Here is a 19,894-nt window from a genome sequence, read left to right on the forward strand (position 1 = left end):
CGTGCACGTCCGGGCCGCAGGGAACACCTGCGGCCCGGACGTGCACGGCGTCCACCACCGGGGTCGGCAGCGCCTCACCTCATCGGCCACCGCCCGCGCGCGCCACGGGCGTCGACGCGGCCGGATGAGCCGGGTGAGTACCTCGATCGTGCCCGCCGGGGCAAGCCGGCGGGCGTGCCGACGTCGTCCCGGGCGTGCCTACACGACGGCCTCGTTGCCGTCCTCCACCGTGAACTCACCGGTGCCGGTGGTGCCGAACCCGGCCTGGCGCAGGGTGAGCGAGACCACGCCCGCGCCCCCGTCCAGCACCTCCGACTCGGTGATCCGGTACGTCGCCGGTACGGCCCCGTCCGCGAACAGGCGCTTGCCGTCACCGACGACGACGGGCACCTGGAGCAGCCGGTAGGTGTCGACGAGCCCGGCATCGTGCAGTGTGCGCGCCAGCCGCCAGCTGCCGTGCACCTGCAGCTCACCGCCCGGCTGGTCCTTGAGCCGGCGCACCTGCTCGATGACGTCGCCGCGCAGCACCGTGGTCTTGCCCCAGGCCGCGTCGGTGTCGGAGAGGGTGTCGCTGACGACGTACTTCTGCCAGGTGTTGAGGGCCGTGGCCACGATGTTGTCGGGCTCGGTCACCTGGGACCAGTACATGCGCATCATCTCGAAGGTGGTTCGCCCCAGCAGGAACGCGTCGGCCTTGCGGAACCAGCCGCCGACCGGGTCGAGCTGGCCGTCACCGCTGTGGGGAACGAGCCAGCCCCCGCGCTCGAACCCATTGCTCCGGTCCTCCTCGACCCCGCCCGGGCCCTGCATGACGCCGTCGAGGCTGATGAAGGTGTTGACGCTGATTTCCATGATTCTCCGTACCTCTCGGTGGAATCGAACGAGACGTCTCGTATCGATGTGTCGCCGGTACGGCCCGCAGTGGGGAAATACCGGCATAGGACGGTTCGTTCCGTGGGCGGGTAGCCTGATTCCATGCCATCCGCACCCACCCCGGAACGGCGTGACGAGCACTCCCGCGGGCCACCCGCGATGCCGCCGTCGGACCGATCGCCCGCGACGGGCACGCCGCGGTCACGGATCCCCGCCGAGTGCCGTGTGTGGTGTGTGGTCAGGCGGCCGTACCGGCCGGCCGGTAGTCGAGGACGACGGTCCCGGTACTGAACGCGGCGATGCCGGCGAGCGTCCATGTCGTGGTGTCGACGCCGTCGGGGAACAGACGCTTTCCGCTGCCCACGACAACGGGCTGGACGAAGAGCTTGAGTTCGTCGACGAGGTCGTGCCTGATCAGATAGGTGACGAGGGTGCCGCTGCCGTAGACGAGGAGGTCCTGGCCGGGCTCGCCCTTCAGTTTGGCCACCTCTTCGGCGACATCCCCCTTGATCACGGAGGCGTTCCACTCGGCATGCCGGAGGGTCGTGGAGGCGACGTACTTGGGGATGCTGTTCATGATCTCCCCGTCCTCCATCGTGGGCCACGCCTTCGACAGTCCGTCATAGGTGTGCCGGCCCAGCAACAGTGCCCGGCTGGAGAGGAGCTGCCCGTGCCGGTACTTGGCGTGTTCGTCGTTGCGGATGGGAGTGGTCCACGCAGGCCGCGCCATGACCCCGTCCATCGAGGTGTGGACCAGTGCGACCACTTTGCTCATCGGCTTCCTCCTTCGATACGCGGTGCCGGCCTCCGGGTGTCGTCGGCCCGTGGCGCGTAGAACCAGCCTGCAAGGCGGAATGCCGCCGTACAAGCCGCGATCACGCAAGATCCGTTTAGCCCCACTCAACTCTGGGAGACCCTGTTGCTCGACCGGCACGAGTTCGAGGCGTTCATGACCCTGGCCCAGGAACTCCACTTCGGCCGTACGGCGGAGCGGCTTCATGTGACCACCGGCAGGATCAGCCAGACGATCAAGCAGCTGGAGCGCCGCATCGGGGCGCCGCTGTTCGAACGGACCAGCCGTCCGGTCCGGCTCACCCCTCTGGGACGGCAGTTCCACGACGATCTGAGACCCGCCTACGACCAGATCAAGGCCGGTATCGAACGGGCCGTCGCGACCGGCAGAAGCATCAGCGGTGCCGTGCGGGTGGGCTACTCGGCGCCGTGGTGCGGCGACCTCCTGGTCAAGGCCGCCGACCTGTTCCGCGTACGCCACCCCGACGCGACCGTCCACATCCGGGAGATACAGCTGTCCGACCCCCTGGGGCCCATGCGCGGCGGGGAGGTCGACCTGCAGATCACCGAACTGCCCATCGACGAGCCCGACATCACTCGGGGACCCGTCATCTACTACGAGCCCCGGGCCCTGCTCGTCCCCGCCGGGCATCCGCTGGCCCGTCAGGACTCGGTCGGCGTCGAGGACCTCGCGGACACCACCGTCATCACCATCGGCGGAACGATCCCCGACTACTGGCTCGATCACCACTACCCGCGTCTCACCCCCTCCGGCAGGCCCATCCCGAAGGGGCTCACGCTCACGTACTGGCAGGAGGTGCTGCCTCAGGTCGCCGCGGGCCGGGGGGTCTCGCCCACCTGCGCCCGCGCCGCCCACCACTACCAGCACCCCGGCATCGTCTACGTGCCCTTCCGCGACGCCCCGACCGTCGACTACGGGATCCTGTGGCCCACCGCCCGCGACCATCCGCGGATCCACGCCTTCGGCCGGATCGTCCGCGAAGTCGCCGCGCGACGGACACCCGCTCTCCGCCGACGGGCGAACTGAGGCTCCGGGCACCCTGCGCCGGGGCGCCTGCCCTCAACCGTCAGCCGGGTGGGCGCCCGTGCCCGTTCCCGGCGTGCGGGAGCCGTCGGAGCCCCGGGGTTCGCGCCGCCCGGCAGCCCGGCGCCGCAAAAGGTGTGGGGTCCGGACCCCGCCGCTGCCTACGATCCCCGCCGGAGGGCTCGTCCGCCCTCGCACCACAGCCGTATCCCCAGGGGAAGGGACACCCGCAGTGACGCAGACCGAAGACGTTGTTCACGTGGTTCGCGAGGTGCTCGGCACGGACGTCGTCGGAATGTATCTGCACGGGTCCGCCGTGTCCGGCGGGCTGAGACCGCACAGCGATATCGATGTGTTCGCCGTCGTGCGGCGGCGTACGACGGTACGGGAGCGGCGGGCGCTGGTCGAGGAGCTGATGGAGTTCTCCGGCGAGAGGGCCCGGCGCGGGCCCGCCCGTCCCGTCGAGCTGACGATCGTCGTGCAGTCCGAGGTCAGCCCGTGGAGGTATCCGCCGAACTGCGAGTTCCAGTACGGGGAGTGGCTGCGTGACGCGTACGAGAGCGGTGGGACACCGTCACCTGCGCCGAGCCCCGATCTCGCCCCTCTGATCACCATGGTGCTGAGCGCCGACGCACCGCTGACCGGGCCTCCGCCGGGAGAGATCCTGGCGCCCGTCCCCCACGAGGACCTCCTGCGCGCGATCGTCGCCGGTGTTCCGGAGCTGCTCGCGGAGCTGGAGACCGATACGCGCAATGTCCTGCTGACGCTCGCCCGGATCTGGACGACCCTCGCCACCGGGGCACTGGTGTCCAAGGACGCGGCCGCCGACTGGGCGCTGGAACGGCTTCCCGCCGCGCACCGTCCCGTACTCGCCCACGCGCGAGCCGTCTACCTCGGCGAGGACGAGGAGAGCTGGGACGGTCTGCTGGCGGATGCGGGCCGCCACGCGGAGTTCGTCGTGGGCGAGATCGGGCATCTGGCCGAGGGCGCCCCCGGACCCCGTACACACCGGTAGGCGGTCACTGTCCGGTGAGCCCGGGGCGGTGACGCGACGCCGGTCCGGGGGATCCGGCCGTCAGGCGGTGAGCCAGTCGCGGTAGTGCGTGGGGGCGATCTGCGCACCCTCCTTGGCGATGATGGCCCCGTCCGGCATGGTGGCGAACAGGCCCGCGGTGGAGGTGGTGACGGTCCGGCTGTCGCCACGGGCGGCGAGGGTGATCCTGCCCAGCTCGTCCAGACGGAAGACGTCGGGGCCCGCGATGTCGCGGATGCCGTTCAGGGGGGCGCCGACGGCGACGTCGGCGACGGCCCGGGCGACATCGGCGACGGCGATGGGCTGGATCCGGGTGGCGGGCAGCCGCACGGTGTCGCCGTCGGTGGTCCAGGACATGATGTCGTCGACGAACTCGAAGAACTGGGTGGCGCGGACGATGGAGTAGGGGACCGGGCCGGACTTGAGGGTGTTCTCCTGGTGGACCCTGGCCCGGTAGAAGGCGAAGCCGGGCACCAGGTCCACGCCGACGATGGACAGGACGACGGCGTGCCGGACGCCGGCCTCGCTCGCGGCCGCGACGAGGTTCCCCATGGTCGTCCCGAAGTAGTCCACCGACGCGTCGTCGATGGTGGGCGACGAGGTCACGTCGACGACGGCCTCGGCGCCCGCCACCGCCCGGGGCAGCCCTTCGCCGGTGAAGAGATCGACGCCCGTGGACCTCGCGTGCGGCACCGCTTCGTGCCCTGCGGCCTTCAGGATCTCCACGACCTGTGAGCCGACCCGCCCGGTTCCGCCCATCACAGCGACCTTCATGTCCCACCTCTCGTCTGCGCGCCGCACCACCGGGTCGCCCCGGCACACAAGCGCCCCTTGAACTCGGACCTTTACTGTCCGGGATCTTACTCGGATAATCTTTATCCGGGAAAGGGTACGGATGAAACCGGTCCGGATAAGGTGACAAAATGAGGATCCCCGGGGGCGTCGAGTGGGCGCTGCACTGTTGCGTCGTACTCACCACCAGCAGTCAACCTGTTCCCGCGGCGCGGCTGGCCGAGTTGCACGACGTCTCCGGCAGCTATCTCGCCAAGCAGCTCCAGGCGCTCTCCCGCGCCGGCCTCGTCCGCTCCACCCAGGGGAAGTCCGGCGGCTACGCCCTCACACGGGACCCCGGGACCATCACCGTGCTCGACGTCGTCGAGGCGGTCGCCGGCACGGGACCGGCGTTCGTGTGCACGGAGGTGCGCCAACGCGGCCCGGTCGCGGCCCCCGCCTCCGCCTGCACCCTGCCCTGCACGATCGCCCGCGCCATGGCCGCGGCCGAAACCGCCTGGCGCGAGGTCCTCGCGGCGGTCACGATCGCCGATCTGACCCGTGACATCGACGCCGGCCCGGGGCCACAGGTGCTGAACGGCATCCGGGCCTGGCTGACCGCCCAGGACGACTGAACACACCGGCGCGACCACGAGTCAGCGCTCCCGGGTCCCCTCCCGGCCGCCCGGGTCTGCGTCGTCCGGGCGACCGCGAACCGGTGGTACGGACGTCGGCCCCAGGCCGCCGGCCGCCCGATGCCGCCGGCGCGTCGTGCACGTCTCCCGCGGCGGCCTCCGCCTCCCACGGGCAGCACCGCGGGCCCCGTCCCTGGGTACCGGAGAGCCGTCGAGATGCCTCGGTACGCATCGGTCGCGGCCGGGACCGCTGGGGGGCCGGTACGGGGACGGGGGCTCCACAGCTCCGCACCGTACGGTCGACTCCACGGCCCGGTGCCGGTCACCGGGGCCGGGCGTGCTCCCCCGATCCCCGTGGGGGCCACGGTCGAAGCGCGCCCGCGACCGTCCGTCCGGCTCGGCGGAGGTACGCGCCGTCGCTCAGGCCATCGTGAGCGGATCGCGGTCGTCGTCCAGCTCGCGCCGGGCCACGGCGAGCGCGGCCTCGATGTCGCGGGCACCGGTGGACACGCACAGGGCGTACGCGATGTCCTGCAGCTGCCGCCGGACATGGAGAGGCACGACGTCCCCGGTGGCCTCGCCCCGCAGGGACTCATAGGTGGTGAGCTGATTCCGTAAGACCGCCGGATGGGTGTTCACCAGGGAATCTCCGATCATGCAACGACGGGAGGAAGGCCGGGAGCGGGCACGCCCGGCCCGAGTGGGCCTCGCCTCTCCGTCTGCCCGCGCTGCCGCGCATCACGCGTGCCGTTGCCTATCCGTTGTCCTGCGGCACGGTCCACCGCGTCCGCCGGTCGTGCCCGTCGACACGGTCGGAAAGGTCCACCGGGCGGGACGGCCCGCACGGTCGGCACGGGATGAAGTGCCCCCGGGCCGGACCGTCTTCTCACCCGCCGGAGAGCACCGGACGGGCACCGGCCGTGAGGTCGTCAGACGAAGGGTCGCGGCGGGAACCGCCGGTCCGGCCCGCGCAGGGTCCGGCTCAGCAGGCGGAGCAGCGTGATGCCGGTCAGGAGCCAGCACCCGGCGAACGCCCAGATGAAACCGGCGGCGGAGGTGGTGATCCCGGCCACCAGGAGAAACAGGCTGACCGGAAGGAGTACGAGCAGATGCGGGCCGGGGCGGAGCGCCGGGGCCCGGCCGAGCCGCTGGGCCCGGGCGCGGAGGCCGATCAGGCGCAGCCTGCGGCGCAGCGACGCGTCCCGGCTCAGTCCGGCCTCGATGCCGTCCAGAGCGCGCCTTTCCCGGGCGTTCAGAGGAACTGTTCGCGACATGGCTCTCACCTGACACCAGAATACGACGCCCCCACGCGGCCGCCCACTCGTGCCGGAAAGGACCCTGACGCACGGCCCGTGGCCGCCGTCCGGGGGCGCGGGTGCGCGCCCGAGGCACCGGCTCCGAGCGGCCGGGCCGGTGGATGGGCCACCAGGACTCCGCACGGGTGCGGCAACCTGAGCTGAACGGGTTCTCGCGGGGCGGCCCGGCGCCTGTCGGGCGGGAACCCGCACTCCGGCTGGCTACGTTGCGGTCCGTGACCCCCATCCCCCCGGACCAAGCCCCGCTCCCCGCAGGCCGTGTGCCGCGGGGGACGGCGACATGAGCGCGCCGTCGGCCTCCGGTGTGCTGCGCGCGGCGGCGGGCGACCTGACACCGTTCGCCGACCCCTCGGTGAGCGCGCTCGTCGATGGGCCCGGCGAACGGCCGCCGTGGCTCGACGAGCTGGCCCGCCTGGTGGTCACGGGCCGGCTGGTCGTTCCCCGTACGACTCTGACGGCTGCCGCCCTCGGCGACTTCACCGCGTGGGCCCGGTCGGCGCTGGCCGGGGCGCCCCCGGCGGTGGCCCGCCCGCTCCTGGAGGACATGGCGGGGATCGTCGGCCGGGTCCGGGTGGGTGCGGGCAACGGACCCGTGCTGGTACGTGTGTTCACGGAGGCTCCCACCCGCCGGTGCGGCTTCCATGTGGACACGGTGCCGCCGGACTCCCCCACGGTCGGGGCCGTACGGGTCTACAACGGTCCGACGACCGAGTACGTGGCGTCGGGCGATGTGCTGGGGATGGCCGACTTCTACGCCTATCTGAGCCGGCGTGAGCGGCTGTCGCGGCAGGCGGCCGACCTGTGCCGCCCGGACGCCGACGCGGCCACAGAAACAGACACATCGGACACCTCGGCGTACCCCGCAAACGCGGCGGACACCGTGGATCCGGCGGACACGGGCACGGACCCCGCCACGGCGGCGGCGCTCGGCGAGCTGCTCGCCATGGACGAGAACCCCTCGTTCCTGCGGCCGGGTGCCCCGATCCACCGCGTACCGGACGACGCGACCGTCTACTTCCGGCACATCGACGTGACGCGCCACTGGTCGCCGCACCCCGTGAGCGACACCTGGATCCACCGCTCGCCCATGCGGGGCGGGCCGCGGCTGGTCCTCAATGTGTCGCCGACACGGACCGTCTCGGCGAACCCCGGTCGGCGGTGAGCAGCACATGGGTGAGATCGGGCAGGGCGGCGTCCAGGGTGCGCAGCAGCCCCAGCACCCGGGCACCCGCCCGCACGGGCCCGTGGTGCGCCGTGAACCAGGCCCTCGGCCGCCGGCCGGAGGCCAGTACCCGTTCCACGGCCGCCACGGCGTCCTCCTCCCCGTCGAAGAAGACGCCGGTGAAGGAATTGACGTAGTGCCAGCCGCCGAGGATGGCCCGGTTGACGACGACCGGCACATCGAGGCAGAGCGCCTCGGCGAGCACTCTCGGCGACGCGTCCTCGACGGCGGGGACGAACAGGGCGCGCGCACCGGCGACCACGTCGAGCAGCAGCCGCCACGGCAGCGGGCCGGTGACCCGTACACCGGGGATCTCCGCGGCGCCGGGCGGTGCGTCGACGACCAGGATCCTCAGTCCCGTCTCGCGGGCCAGCCGGCTCAGACAGCGGGCCGCGAGCGGCCAGTTCTTCGCCCGCTGCCGCCAGGGCTCGCGGCCGGAGACGTGCACGACGTCGGCGACGAGTTCCGGTGGGGGTACGGCCGCCAGGGCGGGGTTCACCCGCAGGGGATCGGTGAAGTCGGACTCGCTCACCAGGGCGCGGGGGCCGGCGGTCGGCAGAAACCGGTCCGGACGGCGGAAGCAGTGCAGCCACGCCTCGCACAGCAGCCCGTAGTCGCGTTCGTCGCGGTACCCCGCCCCGGGGAAGCCCTGGTGACTGGTCGCACCGGCGAACCGGCAGCCCTCACCGGCCAGTTCGGACAGACGGGTGTGCTGGGAGTGGGTGACGACCGGTGCCCGTACGAGTACCCACGGCAGGACGCCGCCGCCCGGCCCGGTCACCCGCAGAAAGGGCGCGCCCGCGGCGAGGTCCACACCCATCGCCCTTCACCCGAAGACCGCCACGGCGCCCGAGGCCCGGCACAGTGACATCACAGGAGAGCCCATGACCCAGCCCATCAGACGTGACTTCTTCACGGAAGGCAACGGCGGCACGCGGATCGAGATCTTCGACGAGCTGAGCGACACCGCGAAGGCGGCCCTGCACAGCTTCTTCCGGCGGGCGCACGCGGCCCATCTGATGGAGGAGGTCGTGCTGCCGCAGTTCTCCGACGGCGACTCGCAGATCTTCGCTGCGGTGCGGGACAGGCCGTGGCCGCCGTGGGGGCTGGGCGCGCGGAACATCATCGGTGTGCTCCAGACCCATCTGGTCTCCGACGGCTGCTGGGGGCTGAGTCCCGTGCATGTCGCGGACGAGGACCTCACCAATGTGGGGCTGTGTTCGGCGCTGTACAAGGAGGCGCTGGAGACCCTGGCCGTCGACCCCAACGCGGAGGTGCACTATCTCCTCGCCGAGGGCTCACGGCTGGCGGACCTGGTGCTGCGCCGCGTCGGATTCGAGCGTACGGAGGACGTCTTCCTCACCGAGGCGGCGCGCTATCTCACCTACCGGGCGCCGGCGGGCGAGCTGCTGGCGAGCCTCGGGCTGGCGGAGACCGACACGATCGATGTCCTCGCGGGCAACATCGACGACGGCGTCTTCGAGCTCAACGCCGCCTTTCACAGCGCGATCTACCTCGGCTCCCGCGCGGAGTGGGCGGTGGACCGGGTCTCCGTGCCCTCCGAGATCGCCCGGATGGTGCGCGGCGGCCACTACAACAAACCGGCCAGTGTGCCGACGGGCACCGGGCGGTTCGAGCGGGACGTACTCGCGGAAGTCGCCCAGGGGGTACGGGAGTTCCTCACCGAGGCGGAGCGGGACGAGCTGCTGGAGTACGTCCGCGGCCGGGAGCCGGAGTTCGCGGCGGCCTCGGTGCAGCGGCGTGGCACGGACACCCCGGTGGTGGACGAGCGGGTCCGCAGCAGTCTCGTCCTCGACGGGCTCGGCCGCTTCGAGTCACTCTTCGCGGACCGTATCCGGGAGCAGCTCCAGGAGGTGCGGGCCCGTCTGAACCATCCGGTGTTCCCCCTGGGCCGTATCGAACTGCAGGTGACCGCGAACGGTGACCGCGACTACTTCGGCATGCACCGGGACACGGACGGCGGCGACACCCGTGAGCTGTCGTTCGTCTACTTCTTCTCCGCCGAACCGCGCCGCTTCTCCGGCGGTGAACTGCGGGTCTTCGAGACCGTCGTGGAGGACGGGCGGATCGTCCCCACGGACCGCAGCCAGACCATCGTGCCGCGCGCGAACCTGGCGGTGTTCTTCCCCAGCCGCCACGACCACGAGGTGCTGCCGATCCGGGTGCCGAGCAAGGCGTTCGGCGACAGCCGCTTCAGCGTCACCGGCTGGATCCACCGGCAGTGAACGGCGGGCGGGACGGGCGGCAGACCGCGGCCTGGGCCGTCGTCGGGCGTGTGGCGCTCCCCGCGGGCCTCGTGAGGCAGGCGGTGCGTGCCACGCATCACGCGCCCTTCCCCATGGCCGATGAGCTGCTCGCCCGCGCGGTGACGGCGGACGCCCATGGCGTACGGGCCCGGTATCTCTTCGCCTCGGAGCAGGCGGCGAGGGCCTTCCCCGCCTGCGAGGACACCGCGCTGAGCCGGCTGGGTGCGGTGACGACGGGACCGGTACGCGCCGTTCCGGCGGCCGTGCCGGCGGCGCCGGTGATCATCGTCGGGCCGCCGCGCTCGGGCGGTACCGCGCTGTTCGACGCCCTGGCCCGGCATCCCGCGCTGTGGACGGTCGGCGGGGAGAGCGAGGGAGTGATCGAAGGGGTGCCCGGGCTGCATCCGGCGGCATGCGGGTACGCCTCGCACGCGCTGGGCGCGGAGCACGCCGAGCGGCACGGCGGGGCGGTGTACGCCGGCTTCCTCGCCGGGCTGCGCGATGCGCGAGGCCGGGCGTGGACGGAACACGGCGGCCCCGGGGCACCGCCGCCGAGGCTGCTGGAGAAGACCCCGGAGAACTCCCTTCGGCTTCCCTTTCTGCTGCGGCTGTTCCCGGACGCCACCGTGGTCCACCTCCACCGGGACGCCCGCGACACGGTCGCGAGCATGGTGGCCGCATGGGCACGCCCGGGGTTCGTCAACATTCCGGATCTGCCCGGCTGGCCCCGGCGGGCCTGGCATCTGCTGCTGCCCCCGGGATGGCGGCGCTGGGCCGGCGGAGACCTGTCGAGCATCGCGGCCCGTCAGTGGGCCGCGGCCGTGGAGGCGGCCCTGGACGCCCGGTCCGAACGGCCGGAGGTGGTCTGGGTGGATGTCGACCACGCCGAACTGCGCGGTGCGCCGGGGAGGACTCTGCTGCGGCTGGAGGCGGCGCTCGGACTGCCCGCCGCCGCGCACGCCAGGGAGCTGCCGCTGTCGGCGACCACGATCAGCCCGCCGCGGCCCGGCAAGTGGCGGCGTACAACCGGCTTCGACCCGTCGGCGCTCGACGCCGTGACCCAGACCCAGCAGCGCCTCAGGAACGGACGCACCGCGATGCCCCCCACACACGCCCGCACCGCACAGGACTCCCGCCGGGCCCCCGCCTTCGCCTGCTGGCTCGACGAGGCGGCCGCCGATGCGGAGCCCGGAGGCGGAACCGCCGTGACCGGCACTCTCGGTACCGGCAGCCCTGAAGATGACACTTCCGGAACCGGAACCAAAAGCGATGCCAAAACCGGCACGGCCACAGACACAGACACAGACACAGACACAGACACAGACACAGACACAGACACAGACACCGGCACCGGCACCGGCACCGGGGACGTCACCCTCGATCCGGCCGTGGTGCTCCAGACCGGGATCACCATCCCCCTCCCGCTGGTGCGGCGCGCCCGGTTCCGGGACCGGTTCCTGCCCGACCGCCCGATCCTGTGGACCGAGGACCCCGGCACCGGCGCGCTCGCGCCGTACTGGGTCCGCCCCGAGGACTACCGGCCCCTGCGTTCGCTCACCCCCGGGCGCCCCCTTCCTCCGGAGTTCCCCGCCCGGCTGCGGGCGGCGCTCGCCGGGGCGGGTGCCCTGAGCACGGCCGGTGAGCGCGCCCGGCGGGCGGCCCGGGCCGAGGCGGCGCTGGCCAAGGCCGCCGAGGACTTCGCGTGCACGGAGGTGTGCCGGATCGCCCGCATGGTGTCCCCCCTTCACCGCAAAGCGCTGCTCGACTACTACGAGCAGCTCATCGAGACCGGTTCCTGGCCGCTCGGGGACTCCCAGGTGACGGGCCGTTACGGCTGGCACAACGAGTCCCTGTCACGCTTCTTCCACCATCAGTTCCGCGCTCTGGTGAGCCGCATCACCGGACGGCCGGTGCGCCCCTCGTACTCCTATGTCTCCGCCTACCGCGGCGGAGCCGTCCTCGACCGCCATGTCGACCGTGAGCAGTGCGAGTTCACGGTCTCGCTGCTGCTCGGGGAGTCGGGTCCCGGGATCGAGGGCGGCTGGCCGCTGAGTCTCGACACCGCCCGCGGGACCGTCCCGGTCGTCCAGCGGCCCGGTGAGGCCGTGTTCTTCCGCGGCACCGCCGTACCGCACGGGCGCCCGCCGCTCCCCGGCGGAAGCACCCACACCTCCCTGCTGTTCCACTACGTCCCGGCGGAGTTCCCGAGGACGCTGTACTGAGCCGGCTACTGAGCCGTCAGAAAGCCGATGTCCCGGGCGCCGGCCTCGTGGACGTGCGGGGCGATGCGCTCCCAGCGGGTCACCGGGCGCGTGGCCTCGGGCGGAACGGCCCGCTCCCGGATGCGGGTGAAGCCCGCCGGCGCGGGTCCCCGCCCGAACATCGCCTCGGCCGCCTCGGCCGTCAGCAGCATGTCCCACACGAGGTGGATCCGTTCGGCCGTGCCGCCGTTCTCGGCCGCGTGCACACAGCCGTGGTTGACGAGGTACACCGTGCCGGCCCGCAGATGGTGGACATCCCCGTCGAGGAGCAGCGTCGCCCCCGGCCGGGTGACCAGCGGCAGATGGAAGCGGGCCCGGATCCCCACGGTGCCGGTGCGCGAGCGTACGACGCTGTGCTCCTCGTGCGGCGCGAGCGTGGCGCCCGGACCGAGCACATTGACGCGGAAGTTGACCAGATGCGGCAGGGATCCGGCGAGCGCGGCCAGCGCGGGGTGGCGTACGCCGTGGTGGAAGCGTTTGCCCGCGCAGGACAGGTCGTGGTCGCGGGAGAAGTCGTCGGTGCGTCCGGAGGCGTTGAGGAGGCTGAACTGCTCGACCCGGCCGCGGGGCCCGGCCCATGCCGTCACATGGCCCGGGGCGCCGGGGAGCGACGGACGCTGCCGGGCCCGCAGCCGGGTGACCTCGGTCAGCAGGGCGTCGAGCGTCGGGGGGTCGGCGGAGAACAGCCGCAGACAGCGGATGCCCGGGCGGTGGTAGTTCGCGTCCCGGATCCCGTGGAGCACCCGCAGCAGCTCCCGCTCCCGGGCGGTCACCGGAACGGGCACCTGTCCAGGAGCAGATCGAGATCGGGAAGCCGTCCCGGGAGGGTCGCGAAGTCCCGGAGTGCCGTCGCGTCCAGCCCGGCGCCGGTCGGGCCGACGGCGATGGGCGGCGGAACCGGCACCCCCACCGAGAGGAAGTAGTCGTGGAACTTGGTCCCGTCACCGCTGGGCAGATCCCGGTAGCTGATCCACACCGCGGGCGTCCCGTAGGCATGGCTGAGGATGATGCCGTGCAGGCTCGACGAGGCGACGAGGGGCGCGCGGACGAGCCCGTCGACGACGTCCTCCACGGGCTGCTGCACATCGACGAGCTGCCAGCCGTCCGGAGTACCCAGTGTGGCGCGGGCCTTGTCGGCGAAGTGCGGTACGACCGCCGGGATCCTGCCCCTGCGGCGGCCGGCGCGCGGAAGGAACCTCGGCACCAGCAGCGCCGGGTCGCCGTAGACCGGGGGGCAGGCCGCTCCCGAGCGCAGCGCCGCCTCCCTGGTGAGGGGGCCGCGGACGGCAGCCAGTTCGGCCCGGGGGTCGACGCCCTCACCGGCGTTCATCACACCGGAACCCCACACGACGGCGCCCTGCCCGGCCAGGGAGACGACACTGCCGGTGACGAAGTGTTTGAGGCCGGGCGCGTGCGGTGCCGTCCAGCGGGCCGGGGCGCCGCGGATCCGCCGGATCAGCCACGGAGTGAGTCTGTCTCCGACGTTTCCCTGACTGGGGGCCCGGCACCAGAAGGCGGGCACAGCCTCGACCATGTCACCCACTGTAGCGACCGTACGGCCATCCTCATCCGTACCTTCCACGGCGATGTCGCCTGGTTGCGCTATGCGCTGGCCGCCATCCGGACGTGGTGCCGGGGCTTCTCCGAGGTGGTCGTCGTCACTCCGCGTACCGGATCGGCCGTGGTACGCCGGGCAGTCGGCGACGACGTGCGCCTGGAGGTCTGCCCCGACTATCGTGACGACTATCTGGGGCAGCAGGTGACCAAGCTGTACGCGGACGAGTTCACCGGCGCCGAGCTGATCTGCCATGTGGACTCGGACGTCGTCTTCACCCGTCCCGTCTCCCCCGCCGATCTCCTCGCCGACGGCCGCCCCTGGGTGGTCCGGCGACCGGTCGCCGGCCTCGGGAGGCACCGGCCGTGGCTCGCTCCGACCGAGCGCTTCCTCCGGCGGCCGGTCGCGTTCGACTTTATGCAGCAGCCGCCCTTCACCTTTCCCCGCCGGCTGTATCCGGAGGTCCGGGCGCTGTCCCGGGAGCTCCACGGGACGTCACTCGACCGGTATGTGACCCGGTGTCCGCCCCGCGGCTTCTCCGAGTTCAATGTCCTGGGCGCCCATGCCCATACGGCCCACCACGCGTCGTTCACCTGGTACGACGCCGGTGGCCCGGAGGTTCCCCGGCTGTGCGGCTGGTACTGGAGCAGGGGCGGTATCGACGCCACTCTGCGGCGGGAACTCGACCTGATCGTCTCGGGCTGCCGATGGGGGGTGAAACCCTGTACGGATGAGTGACGACGTCGAGGAGCGCGGGTCGGCCCGCTTCACCAGCGCGCGGCACTTCAGGCTCTGGCGCTACGGCGTCGGCCACAGCACGCGCATGGCCGCCACGGACTCGAACAGGACATCGACGGTCTCGCCGCCCTCGGACTCCGCGGCGCTGCGGAACAGCCAGGTACACAGGAGCTTCAACCCGTTGACCATACGCGCCGCCGAACCCGGGCCCGGCAACGCGAGCCGGTGATGATGTCGGCCTTCCCACGTGACGGATGTGACGTAAGGACTCTCGCGGGGCGGATGGTGTATGAGCGTGTGGCTCGTATCGGTGCGAAAGCCAGGAGTTTCCGTACCGGACCGTGACCGGCACGCAGGCGGGGGGACTGTTCGGCGCCGAGGCGCTGCGCTGTTACAGGTGCACGGTGCGGGTGGACGCGACCCGGCCGACCGCGCTGGCGCAGGAGGCCGATACCTGCGTCCGAGCCGCCCGCGCTCGCCGGTTCACCGGTGCGGCGGCTACCGGCTTGGGCGGGCGGTTCGGCGGTTCCCGGCCGCTCGGCGCTCGCGGTGCCGTGAACCGGCGCGGGCGGGCTGCACGCCGCTCGGCGGACCGGCGCGGCCGGTGCCGCGGCCCGCCTCGCTCAGGTCGCGCGGGCCGCCTGCTTCACCGCCATCTCCACCTCGACGCGGTTCTGGCCGGTCTGCCGGGCGTGTTCGGTGATCGCCGCCTGGGCGGCGATGGAGGCCGCCAGCCAGGGCCTCCAGGTCTCGGTCGAGTACGTCCCGGCCATGGCCTCCTCGCGCGCCTTCAGCGCCGCGCGTTCAAGCGCCACCAGCTCATCGGTGAGTTCAATTTCAGCCATGGCCGGATCTTATGCCTATAGCCGCCGTTCGGCCGTTCGGCCGACGCGGCGATCCCCTCGCGCCTCAGACCGTGATGACGACCTTGCCCCGGGCACTGCCCGCGGACAGATACCGGATGGCCTCGGAGACCTCTGCCAGCGGATAGGTACGGTCGACGGCCGGGGTGAGCTTTCCGGCCTCGATCAGCCGCCCCAGGATCCGCAGATCCCCCTGGTCGGGCGTGGAGACCAGCATCCTCAGCCGCTGGCCGACGAACGGCGACAGCAACACCGCCCGGAGCGTGCGGTCCACGCCCCCGAACCACCGTCCGCCCTCCTCGGAGCCGATGACGACCAGGCTCCCCCGGGGTGTGAGCACCTTCCGCAGGCGCCCCAGGGGACGGCCGCCCGCGATGTCGAGGATCAGGTCGTAGCGGACCGGACCGGCCGTGCAGTCCTCGCGGGTGTGGTCGATGACCTCGTCGGCGCCGACCGCACGCACCAGGTCCGCCTTTCCGGTGCTGCACACACCGGTGACCCGCGCCCCGGACTCCTTGGCCAACTGGACCGCGAAGGTCCCCACGCCGCCGCCCGCGCCGATGACCAGCACCTTCCGGCCGGGCCGCGGGGGGCCGCCCGCGCGCAGCCCCTGGAGCGCGGCGAACGCGGAGGTGGGGACGGCGGCGGCCTCCTCGAAGGTGAGGTTCGCCGGCTTGGGCGCGAGGCGGTCCTGGTGCGCGCGGGCGTACTCGGCGTAGGAGCCCTCGCAGGTACCGAACACCTCGTCACCGGGCCGGAACCGCGTCACCCGGTCCCCGACCGCCTCCACCGTCCCGGCCACGTCCGCTCCCGGCACCCGGACCCGGGGCCTGCGCAGCCCGAACCCCACGACACGCACGAGGTAGGGCAGGCCCGTGACGAGGTGCCAGACGCCTTGGTCGAGTCCGGCGGCCCGTACACGTACGAGTACGTCGTCCGCACCGGCGGCAGGCCTGTCGATCTCCTTCAGCTCCAGATCGTCCGGGGATCGGTACGTCTCGCTCACCACTGCCCTCATGATGGCGCTCCCTCACTGTCCGGGTACTGGAAAACGGTGTCGAGCGGGACCTCGAACACCCGGGCGATCTGGAAGGCCATCTCCAGCGAGGGCGAGTAGCGCCCCTGTTCGATGGCGATGACGGTCTGGCGCGACACGCCGATGCGCTCCGCCAGTTCCGCCTGGGTCATCTCCCCATGGGTGAACCGGAGGGCCCGGATGGCGTTCGTGACCTTGGTGGACCTGGATCTCACCACGCCTGGAAGCCCCATCGGTACGCGACGATCTTGGCGACCGAGCCGACCGTCGCCGACAGCACGAACGCCAGGTAGACCGCGTTGGCGATCCAGAAGTGGTCACGTTCGGCCATCGCCAGGCCGAGCGCCGCCACTCCCCCGATGACGACGAACGACTGGCCGATGTACTCGCCGTACCGGTTGATCTCCCGATCGCGCTGGTCCTTGCCGTGCGCCTCCCGCGGCCGGAGCGCGGCGGCGAGCACGTGCAGGACGACCGACGCGGCGATCGAGATGCCCACGGCCCACAACAGCGCCGCCACATAGGGCACTTCCGCGAGCGGGGTGTCGCCCGCCCGCCCGAGCACGGCGACGAGGTAGCCCGCGTAGGTCACCAGCGCGAGCACTCCCGTGATCCATGCGCTCTTCTCTTCGGATGCCATACTCCGAATGTAAAGCAGAGCAGACATCACGTCAAAGATTCTTTACATGTCCCTCCAGTCGGGGACAGGGACGGGCCGGAACCCAGGGGCAGGTGCGGGGTCAGGTCCGGGGTCAGGAGGCGTCGTGGAAGACCAGGCCGAGGGTGTGCCGCCGCCCCGACCGCACGGTGCTCACCCCGTGGCGTACGGGAGAGGCCGACCAGCCTCGCGCGGAGCGGACCGGGCGGTCCCGGGTGGTGAAGACGAGGCCGTGTCCCTGCCGGAGGGCGGTCGCGGTGCCGCGCGACTGGGCCCGAGGACGCTGCTCGACCAGCAGGAACTCCCCGCCCGTGTAGTCGCTTCCGGGCCGCTCCAGACCGATGACGACCTGGAGCGGGAAGACCGCGTCGCCGAAGAGGTCCCGGTGCAGGGCGTTCCAGTCCCCCGGACCGTAGCGCAGCAGAATCTGCGCGGACCTGGTCTGGCCCGCCCGGTGGCAGATCTCCAGCCATTCGTCGAGATCGTCGGGCCAGGGCGCCGGCCGGCCCAGACGCTCGGCCCAGACACGGGCGATCGGGAGCAGCCGGGGGTAGAAGGCGGCCCGCAGTCGGCGTACGACGTCCGGCAGGGGCTCCGCGAAGTAGCGGTACTCGCCGGAGCCGAAACGGTGGCGGGCCATGTCGACGGTGGACCGGAAGCGTTCGGTCTCGTCGTACAGCGCGGCGATCGAGCGGCACTCGGCGGGGCTGAGGATCCGCGGTGTAGGGGCGCAGCCGTGCGCGTCGATCTCCTCGGCGAGGGCCGTCCAGTCGATGTCGGGCAGGGGTCCGGTCTTCAGAGTCATGATGTGTTCCCGGGAGATGGTGGTTCACGGCAGACGACGTCGTTCACGGCCGGGGAGGTTCACGGCCGCGAGGGTCGTGGACGGCCGGGGCCGGTCGTTCACGGCCGAGTCGGCGGGCGGGCGGCGGCCCTGCCCGGTGGGTCACGGGCGCTGGCTGACGGCCCGGAAGTGGTGCATGGCGTACGAACTCCAGGGCCGCCAGTTCTCGGCGCCGGCCCCGGTCGCGCCCGCCCGGCGCATGCCGTCCTGGACGGCGGGGTCCCCGGTGAGCCGGACATCGGGGTCACCGAGGGCCCGCATACGGATGTAACCGGCGGTCAGGGGGCCGATGCCGCGGAGCGCGAGCAGTCCGCGTTCGGCCTCTTCGCGGTCGGCTCCGGGGTCGAGGTGAAGGGTGCCGTCGGCGAGGGCGGTGGCAAGAGTGCGCAGGGTGTCCCGGCGGTCACGCGGCAGCCCCAACCCGGTCAGGGGGGCGTCGGCGAGGGCGTCCGCACCGGGGAAGAGATGGGTGAGGCCGCCGCTGGGCTCGCTCAGGGGTTCACCGTGGGCGGCGATCAGCGCGGCGCCGAGCGCACGTCCCCGCGCCAGGGACTCCCGGCCGCCGAGCACGGCGCGTACGGCCAGTTCCTGCGGGTCGGCGGCGCCCGGCGCGCGCAGCCCCGGGCGGGCGGCGACGAGCGGGGCGAGCGCCGGGTCGGCGCCGAGGCGTTCGGCCACGGCGCGGGGGTCGGCGTCCAGGTCGAACAGCCGGCGCATCCGCTGGGTGGCCGTGGTCAGATCCCGCAGGTCCGTCAGGTGGAGCCGGCACTCCAGCCAGCCGTCCGCCGCTCCCCGCCGTTCGACGGCCTCGGCCACCGCGGGTCCGCCGGGCAGCCGCAGGGTGCGGCGGTAGATCCGGGAGCCGGGCTCGCCGGTGATCTCCTCGACGCCGGTGAGGGCGCGCTCGACGAGGTGGTCGAAGATCTCCGCCGTGGCGTAGGGGCCGCGGTGCGCGAGCCGCAAGGGTACTCCCGCGCGACCCCTCTCCGGCGCGACGCGGACCGGGCGGGAGGCGCGGCCGGGGCGGGAGGCGCGCAGCTCGCTGGGGGTGGCCGCGTAGATGGCACGCATGGTGTCGTTGAACTGCCGCACGCTGGCGAACCCCGCGGCGAAGGCGATCTCCGCGGCCTGGAGGGTCGTCGTCTGGAGCAGTACGCGCGCGGTGTGGCCGCGCTGGGCGCGGGCGAGGGCGATGGGGCCCGCGCCGAGCTCCGCGTTGAGCTGGCGCTGTACCTGGCGTGCGCTGTAGCCGAGCCGGGCGGCGAGTCCCGCGACGCCCTCCCGGTCCACGATCCCGTCGCCGATCAGCCGCATGGCCCGGCCCACGACATCGGCGCGGGCGTTCCACTCGGCCGAGCCGGGCACGGCGTCGGGCCGGCAGCGGCGGCAGGCGCGGAACCCGGCCCCCTGGGCGGCGGCAGCGGTCCGGTAGAACCGGACGTTCTCGCGCTTGGGCGTGATCGCGGGGCAGCTGGGCCGGCAGTAGATACCGGTCGTCGCCACGGCGAAGAAGAAGACACCGTCGAATCGGGCGTCTCGGCTGGTCACCGCCTCGTATCTGCTGTCCTGGATCGTCATGCGGCCAGTATGGACACGCTCGGGCGGGCGGTGCTGGCGGAAATCGGACAGGGCGTTGGGCGGGAGAGGAGGGCTGCCGGAGGGCTGCCGGGAGACGCGCCCGCGGGCACGGGAGAGCGGGCGGCGGGCGGAGCGCGGACCGGTCGTGCCGTGTGAGGCGCCGGGACGGGCTCGTCCGACCGGCCGGTCACCCTCCGGTCCCGGGAGAGGGACGGCACCGGGCGCGGACGGCCCTGGAGACGGACGGCACCGGGGAAGCCGGGCGGGACACCCGTGGCTCCACAGCCGCGGACCACGGCGAACGCACCGGTCGGCCCGGCGACCGGCCGACCGGCACCGACGACCGGCGCGGCCGTCGGTGGCACAGCGCCCCGGGCGGGCCCCGCGGCGGTCGGTGACGGAGTCTG

General features: G+C 72.6%; 21 protein-coding genes. 7 read left to right on the forward strand and 14 right to left on the reverse strand.

The window, feature by feature from the left end; all coding sequences use genetic code 11:
• Positions 1-198: 198 nt before the first annotated feature.
• Both ACFYT4_RS20590 and ACFYT4_RS20595 read right to left on the reverse strand, forming a co-directional pair.
• The gene (locus ACFYT4_RS20590; RefSeq protein ID WP_389270642.1) at positions 199-852 is read right to left on the reverse strand and encodes a dihydrofolate reductase family protein; all 654 of its coding nucleotides are present in this window, start codon (positions 850-852) and stop codon (positions 199-201) included.
• A gap of 259 nt (positions 853-1,111) precedes the next feature.
• Positions 1,112-1,648, reverse strand: coding sequence for a dihydrofolate reductase family protein (locus ACFYT4_RS20595; protein ID WP_389270644.1), 537 nt, complete (start codon positions 1,646-1,648; stop codon positions 1,112-1,114).
• Positions 1,649-1,792: 144 nt separating this feature from the next.
• Here ACFYT4_RS20595 and ACFYT4_RS20600 point away from each other — a divergent pair, with 144 nt between their 5' ends.
• Together ACFYT4_RS20600 and ACFYT4_RS20605 are read left to right on the forward strand one after the other, a co-directional pair.
• Positions 1,793-2,713: a LysR family transcriptional regulator gene (locus ACFYT4_RS20600; RefSeq protein ID WP_389270647.1), complete on the forward strand. Its 921-nt coding sequence runs from the start codon at positions 1,793-1,795 to the stop codon at positions 2,711-2,713.
• 229 nt (positions 2,714-2,942) lie between these two features.
• On the forward strand, positions 2,943-3,725 hold the full coding sequence (locus tag ACFYT4_RS20605; RefSeq protein ID WP_389270650.1) for an aminoglycoside adenylyltransferase family protein: 783 nt from the start codon (positions 2,943-2,945) through the stop codon (positions 3,723-3,725).
• A 60-nt stretch (positions 3,726-3,785) separates the two neighbouring features.
• On the opposite strand, the gene ACFYT4_RS20610 is transcribed toward ACFYT4_RS20605, so the two are convergent.
• A complete protein-coding gene (locus ACFYT4_RS20610; RefSeq protein ID WP_389270653.1) occupies positions 3,786-4,517 on the reverse strand; it encodes an SDR family oxidoreductase in 732 nt (243 codons plus the stop codon).
• 149 nt (positions 4,518-4,666) lie between these two features.
• On the opposite strand from ACFYT4_RS20610, the gene ACFYT4_RS20615 reads away from it, so the two are divergent.
• Positions 4,667-5,149, forward strand: coding sequence for an RrF2 family transcriptional regulator (locus ACFYT4_RS20615; protein ID WP_389270656.1), 483 nt, complete (start codon positions 4,667-4,669; stop codon positions 5,147-5,149).
• Positions 5,150-5,569: 420 nt separating this feature from the next.
• On the opposite strand, the gene ACFYT4_RS20620 is transcribed toward ACFYT4_RS20615, so the two are convergent.
• Both ACFYT4_RS20620 and ACFYT4_RS20625 read right to left on the reverse strand, forming a co-directional pair.
• Positions 5,570-5,806 carry a DUF5133 domain-containing protein gene (locus ACFYT4_RS20620; protein WP_389270659.1) on the reverse strand — a complete coding sequence of 79 codons (237 nt, stop codon included), beginning with the start codon at positions 5,804-5,806 and terminating at the stop codon, positions 5,570-5,572.
• A gap of 272 nt (positions 5,807-6,078) precedes the next feature.
• Positions 6,079-6,423, reverse strand: coding sequence for a DUF3040 domain-containing protein (locus ACFYT4_RS20625; RefSeq protein ID WP_389270662.1), 345 nt, complete (start codon positions 6,421-6,423; stop codon positions 6,079-6,081).
• Positions 6,424-6,745: 322 nt separating this feature from the next.
• Between ACFYT4_RS20625 and ACFYT4_RS20630 the strand changes: the two genes are divergently transcribed.
• On the forward strand, positions 6,746-7,627 hold the full coding sequence (locus ACFYT4_RS20630; RefSeq protein WP_389270665.1) for a hypothetical protein: 882 nt from the start codon (positions 6,746-6,748) through the stop codon (positions 7,625-7,627).
• Here ACFYT4_RS20630 and ACFYT4_RS20635 read toward each other — a convergent pair.
• Complete coding sequence (locus tag ACFYT4_RS20635) at positions 7,578-8,507, reverse strand: hypothetical protein (protein ID WP_389270668.1); 930 nt, start codon at positions 8,505-8,507, stop codon at positions 7,578-7,580. The genes ACFYT4_RS20630 and ACFYT4_RS20635 overlap by 50 nt on opposite strands.
• A gap of 64 nt (positions 8,508-8,571) precedes the next feature.
• Between ACFYT4_RS20635 and ACFYT4_RS20640 the strand changes: the two genes are divergently transcribed.
• Together ACFYT4_RS20640 and ACFYT4_RS20645 are read left to right on the forward strand one after the other, a co-directional pair.
• Positions 8,572-9,933: a 2OG-Fe(II) oxygenase gene (locus ACFYT4_RS20640; RefSeq protein WP_389270671.1), complete on the forward strand. Its 1,362-nt coding sequence runs from the start codon at positions 8,572-8,574 to the stop codon at positions 9,931-9,933.
• Between the two features lie 83 nt (positions 9,934-10,016).
• Positions 10,017-12,176: a sulfotransferase gene (locus ACFYT4_RS20645; protein WP_389270675.1), complete on the forward strand. Its 2,160-nt coding sequence runs from the start codon at positions 10,017-10,019 to the stop codon at positions 12,174-12,176.
• A 5-nt stretch (positions 12,177-12,181) separates the two neighbouring features.
• Here ACFYT4_RS20645 and ACFYT4_RS20650 read toward each other — a convergent pair whose 3' ends face one another.
• Together ACFYT4_RS20650 and ACFYT4_RS20655 are read right to left on the reverse strand one after the other, a co-directional pair.
• Positions 12,182-12,988 (reverse strand): aspartyl/asparaginyl beta-hydroxylase domain-containing protein, encoded by an 807-nt coding sequence (locus tag ACFYT4_RS20650; RefSeq protein ID WP_389270678.1) that lies wholly within the window; start codon positions 12,986-12,988, stop codon positions 12,182-12,184.
• Complete coding sequence (locus ACFYT4_RS20655; protein WP_389270681.1) at positions 12,985-13,749, reverse strand: polysaccharide pyruvyl transferase family protein; 765 nt, start codon at positions 13,747-13,749, stop codon at positions 12,985-12,987. Before ACFYT4_RS20655 ends, ACFYT4_RS20650 begins: the two co-directional genes overlap by 4 nt.
• A 63-nt stretch (positions 13,750-13,812) precedes the next feature.
• On the opposite strand from ACFYT4_RS20655, the gene ACFYT4_RS20660 reads away from it, so the two are divergent.
• Entirely contained in the window at positions 13,813-14,508 is a 696-nt protein-coding gene (locus ACFYT4_RS20660) for a DUF6492 family protein (protein WP_389270685.1), read from the forward strand.
• Between the two features lie 623 nt (positions 14,509-15,131).
• Here ACFYT4_RS20660 and ACFYT4_RS20665 read toward each other — a convergent pair.
• From ACFYT4_RS20665 to ACFYT4_RS20690, 6 genes are all read right to left on the reverse strand, one after another.
• The gene (locus ACFYT4_RS20665) at positions 15,132-15,353 is read right to left on the reverse strand and encodes a hypothetical protein (RefSeq protein WP_389270688.1); all 222 of its coding nucleotides are present in this window, start codon (positions 15,351-15,353) and stop codon (positions 15,132-15,134) included.
• Between the two features lie 64 nt (positions 15,354-15,417).
• Positions 15,418-16,389, reverse strand: a complete 972-nt coding sequence (locus ACFYT4_RS20670; RefSeq protein ID WP_389270691.1) for an NAD(P)-dependent alcohol dehydrogenase — start codon at positions 16,387-16,389, stop codon at positions 15,418-15,420.
• Entirely contained in the window at positions 16,386-16,589 is a 204-nt protein-coding gene (locus ACFYT4_RS20675) for a helix-turn-helix transcriptional regulator (RefSeq protein WP_389270903.1), read from the reverse strand. The genes ACFYT4_RS20670 and ACFYT4_RS20675 overlap by 4 nt, the downstream gene beginning before the upstream one ends.
• Positions 16,590-16,618: 29 nt before the next feature.
• Complete coding sequence (locus tag ACFYT4_RS20680) at positions 16,619-17,047, reverse strand: hypothetical protein (RefSeq protein ID WP_389270694.1); 429 nt, start codon at positions 17,045-17,047, stop codon at positions 16,619-16,621.
• Between the two features lie 112 nt (positions 17,048-17,159).
• A complete protein-coding gene (locus ACFYT4_RS20685; protein WP_389270697.1) occupies positions 17,160-17,870 on the reverse strand; it encodes a 2OG-Fe(II) oxygenase in 711 nt (236 codons plus the stop codon).
• Between the two features lie 141 nt (positions 17,871-18,011).
• Positions 18,012-19,487: an AlkA N-terminal domain-containing protein gene (locus tag ACFYT4_RS20690; RefSeq protein ID WP_389270700.1), complete on the reverse strand. Its 1,476-nt coding sequence runs from the start codon at positions 19,485-19,487 to the stop codon at positions 18,012-18,014.
• Positions 19,488-19,894: the final 407 nt, after the last annotated feature.

Origin of the sequence: Streptomyces sp. NPDC004609 (genome assembly GCF_042873655.1) — a bacterium.
In the GTDB taxonomy this organism is placed as follows: Bacteria; Actinomycetota; Actinomycetes; order Streptomycetales; family Streptomycetaceae; genus Streptomyces.

Excerpts from the sequence above, each read along its gene's own strand:
- ACFYT4_RS20590 (WP_389270642.1), bottom strand. The coding sequence starts at position 852 with ATGGAAATCAGCGTCAACACCTTCATCAGCCTCGACGGCGTCATGCAG.
- ACFYT4_RS20595 (WP_389270644.1), bottom strand. The coding sequence starts at position 1,648 with ATGAGCAAAGTGGTCGCACTGGTCCACACCTCGATGGACGGGGTCATG.
- ACFYT4_RS20610 (WP_389270653.1), bottom strand. The coding sequence starts at position 4,517 with ATGAAGGTCGCTGTGATGGGCGGAACCGGGCGGGTCGGCTCACAGGTC.
- ACFYT4_RS20615 (WP_389270656.1), top strand. The coding sequence starts at position 4,667 with ATGAGGATCCCCGGGGGCGTCGAGTGGGCGCTGCACTGTTGCGTCGTA.
- ACFYT4_RS20620 (WP_389270659.1), bottom strand. The coding sequence starts at position 5,806 with ATGATCGGAGATTCCCTGGTGAACACCCATCCGGCGGTCTTACGGAAT.
- ACFYT4_RS20625 (WP_389270662.1), bottom strand. The coding sequence starts at position 6,423 with ATGTCGCGAACAGTTCCTCTGAACGCCCGGGAAAGGCGCGCTCTGGAC.
- ACFYT4_RS20630 (WP_389270665.1), top strand. The coding sequence starts at position 6,746 with ATGAGCGCGCCGTCGGCCTCCGGTGTGCTGCGCGCGGCGGCGGGCGAC.
- ACFYT4_RS20635 (WP_389270668.1), bottom strand. The coding sequence starts at position 8,507 with ATGGGTGTGGACCTCGCCGCGGGCGCGCCCTTTCTGCGGGTGACCGGG.
- ACFYT4_RS20640 (WP_389270671.1), top strand. The coding sequence starts at position 8,572 with ATGACCCAGCCCATCAGACGTGACTTCTTCACGGAAGGCAACGGCGGC.
- ACFYT4_RS20655 (WP_389270681.1), bottom strand. The coding sequence starts at position 13,749 with ATGGTCGAGGCTGTGCCCGCCTTCTGGTGCCGGGCCCCCAGTCAGGGA.
- ACFYT4_RS20665 (WP_389270688.1), bottom strand. The coding sequence starts at position 15,353 with ATGGCTGAAATTGAACTCACCGATGAGCTGGTGGCGCTTGAACGCGCG.
- ACFYT4_RS20670 (WP_389270691.1), bottom strand. The coding sequence starts at position 16,389 with ATGAGGGCAGTGGTGAGCGAGACGTACCGATCCCCGGACGATCTGGAG.
- ACFYT4_RS20680 (WP_389270694.1), bottom strand. The coding sequence starts at position 17,047 with ATGGCATCCGAAGAGAAGAGCGCATGGATCACGGGAGTGCTCGCGCTG.
- ACFYT4_RS20685 (WP_389270697.1), bottom strand. The coding sequence starts at position 17,870 with ATGACTCTGAAGACCGGACCCCTGCCCGACATCGACTGGACGGCCCTC.
- ACFYT4_RS20690 (WP_389270700.1), bottom strand. The coding sequence starts at position 19,487 with ATGACGATCCAGGACAGCAGATACGAGGCGGTGACCAGCCGAGACGCC.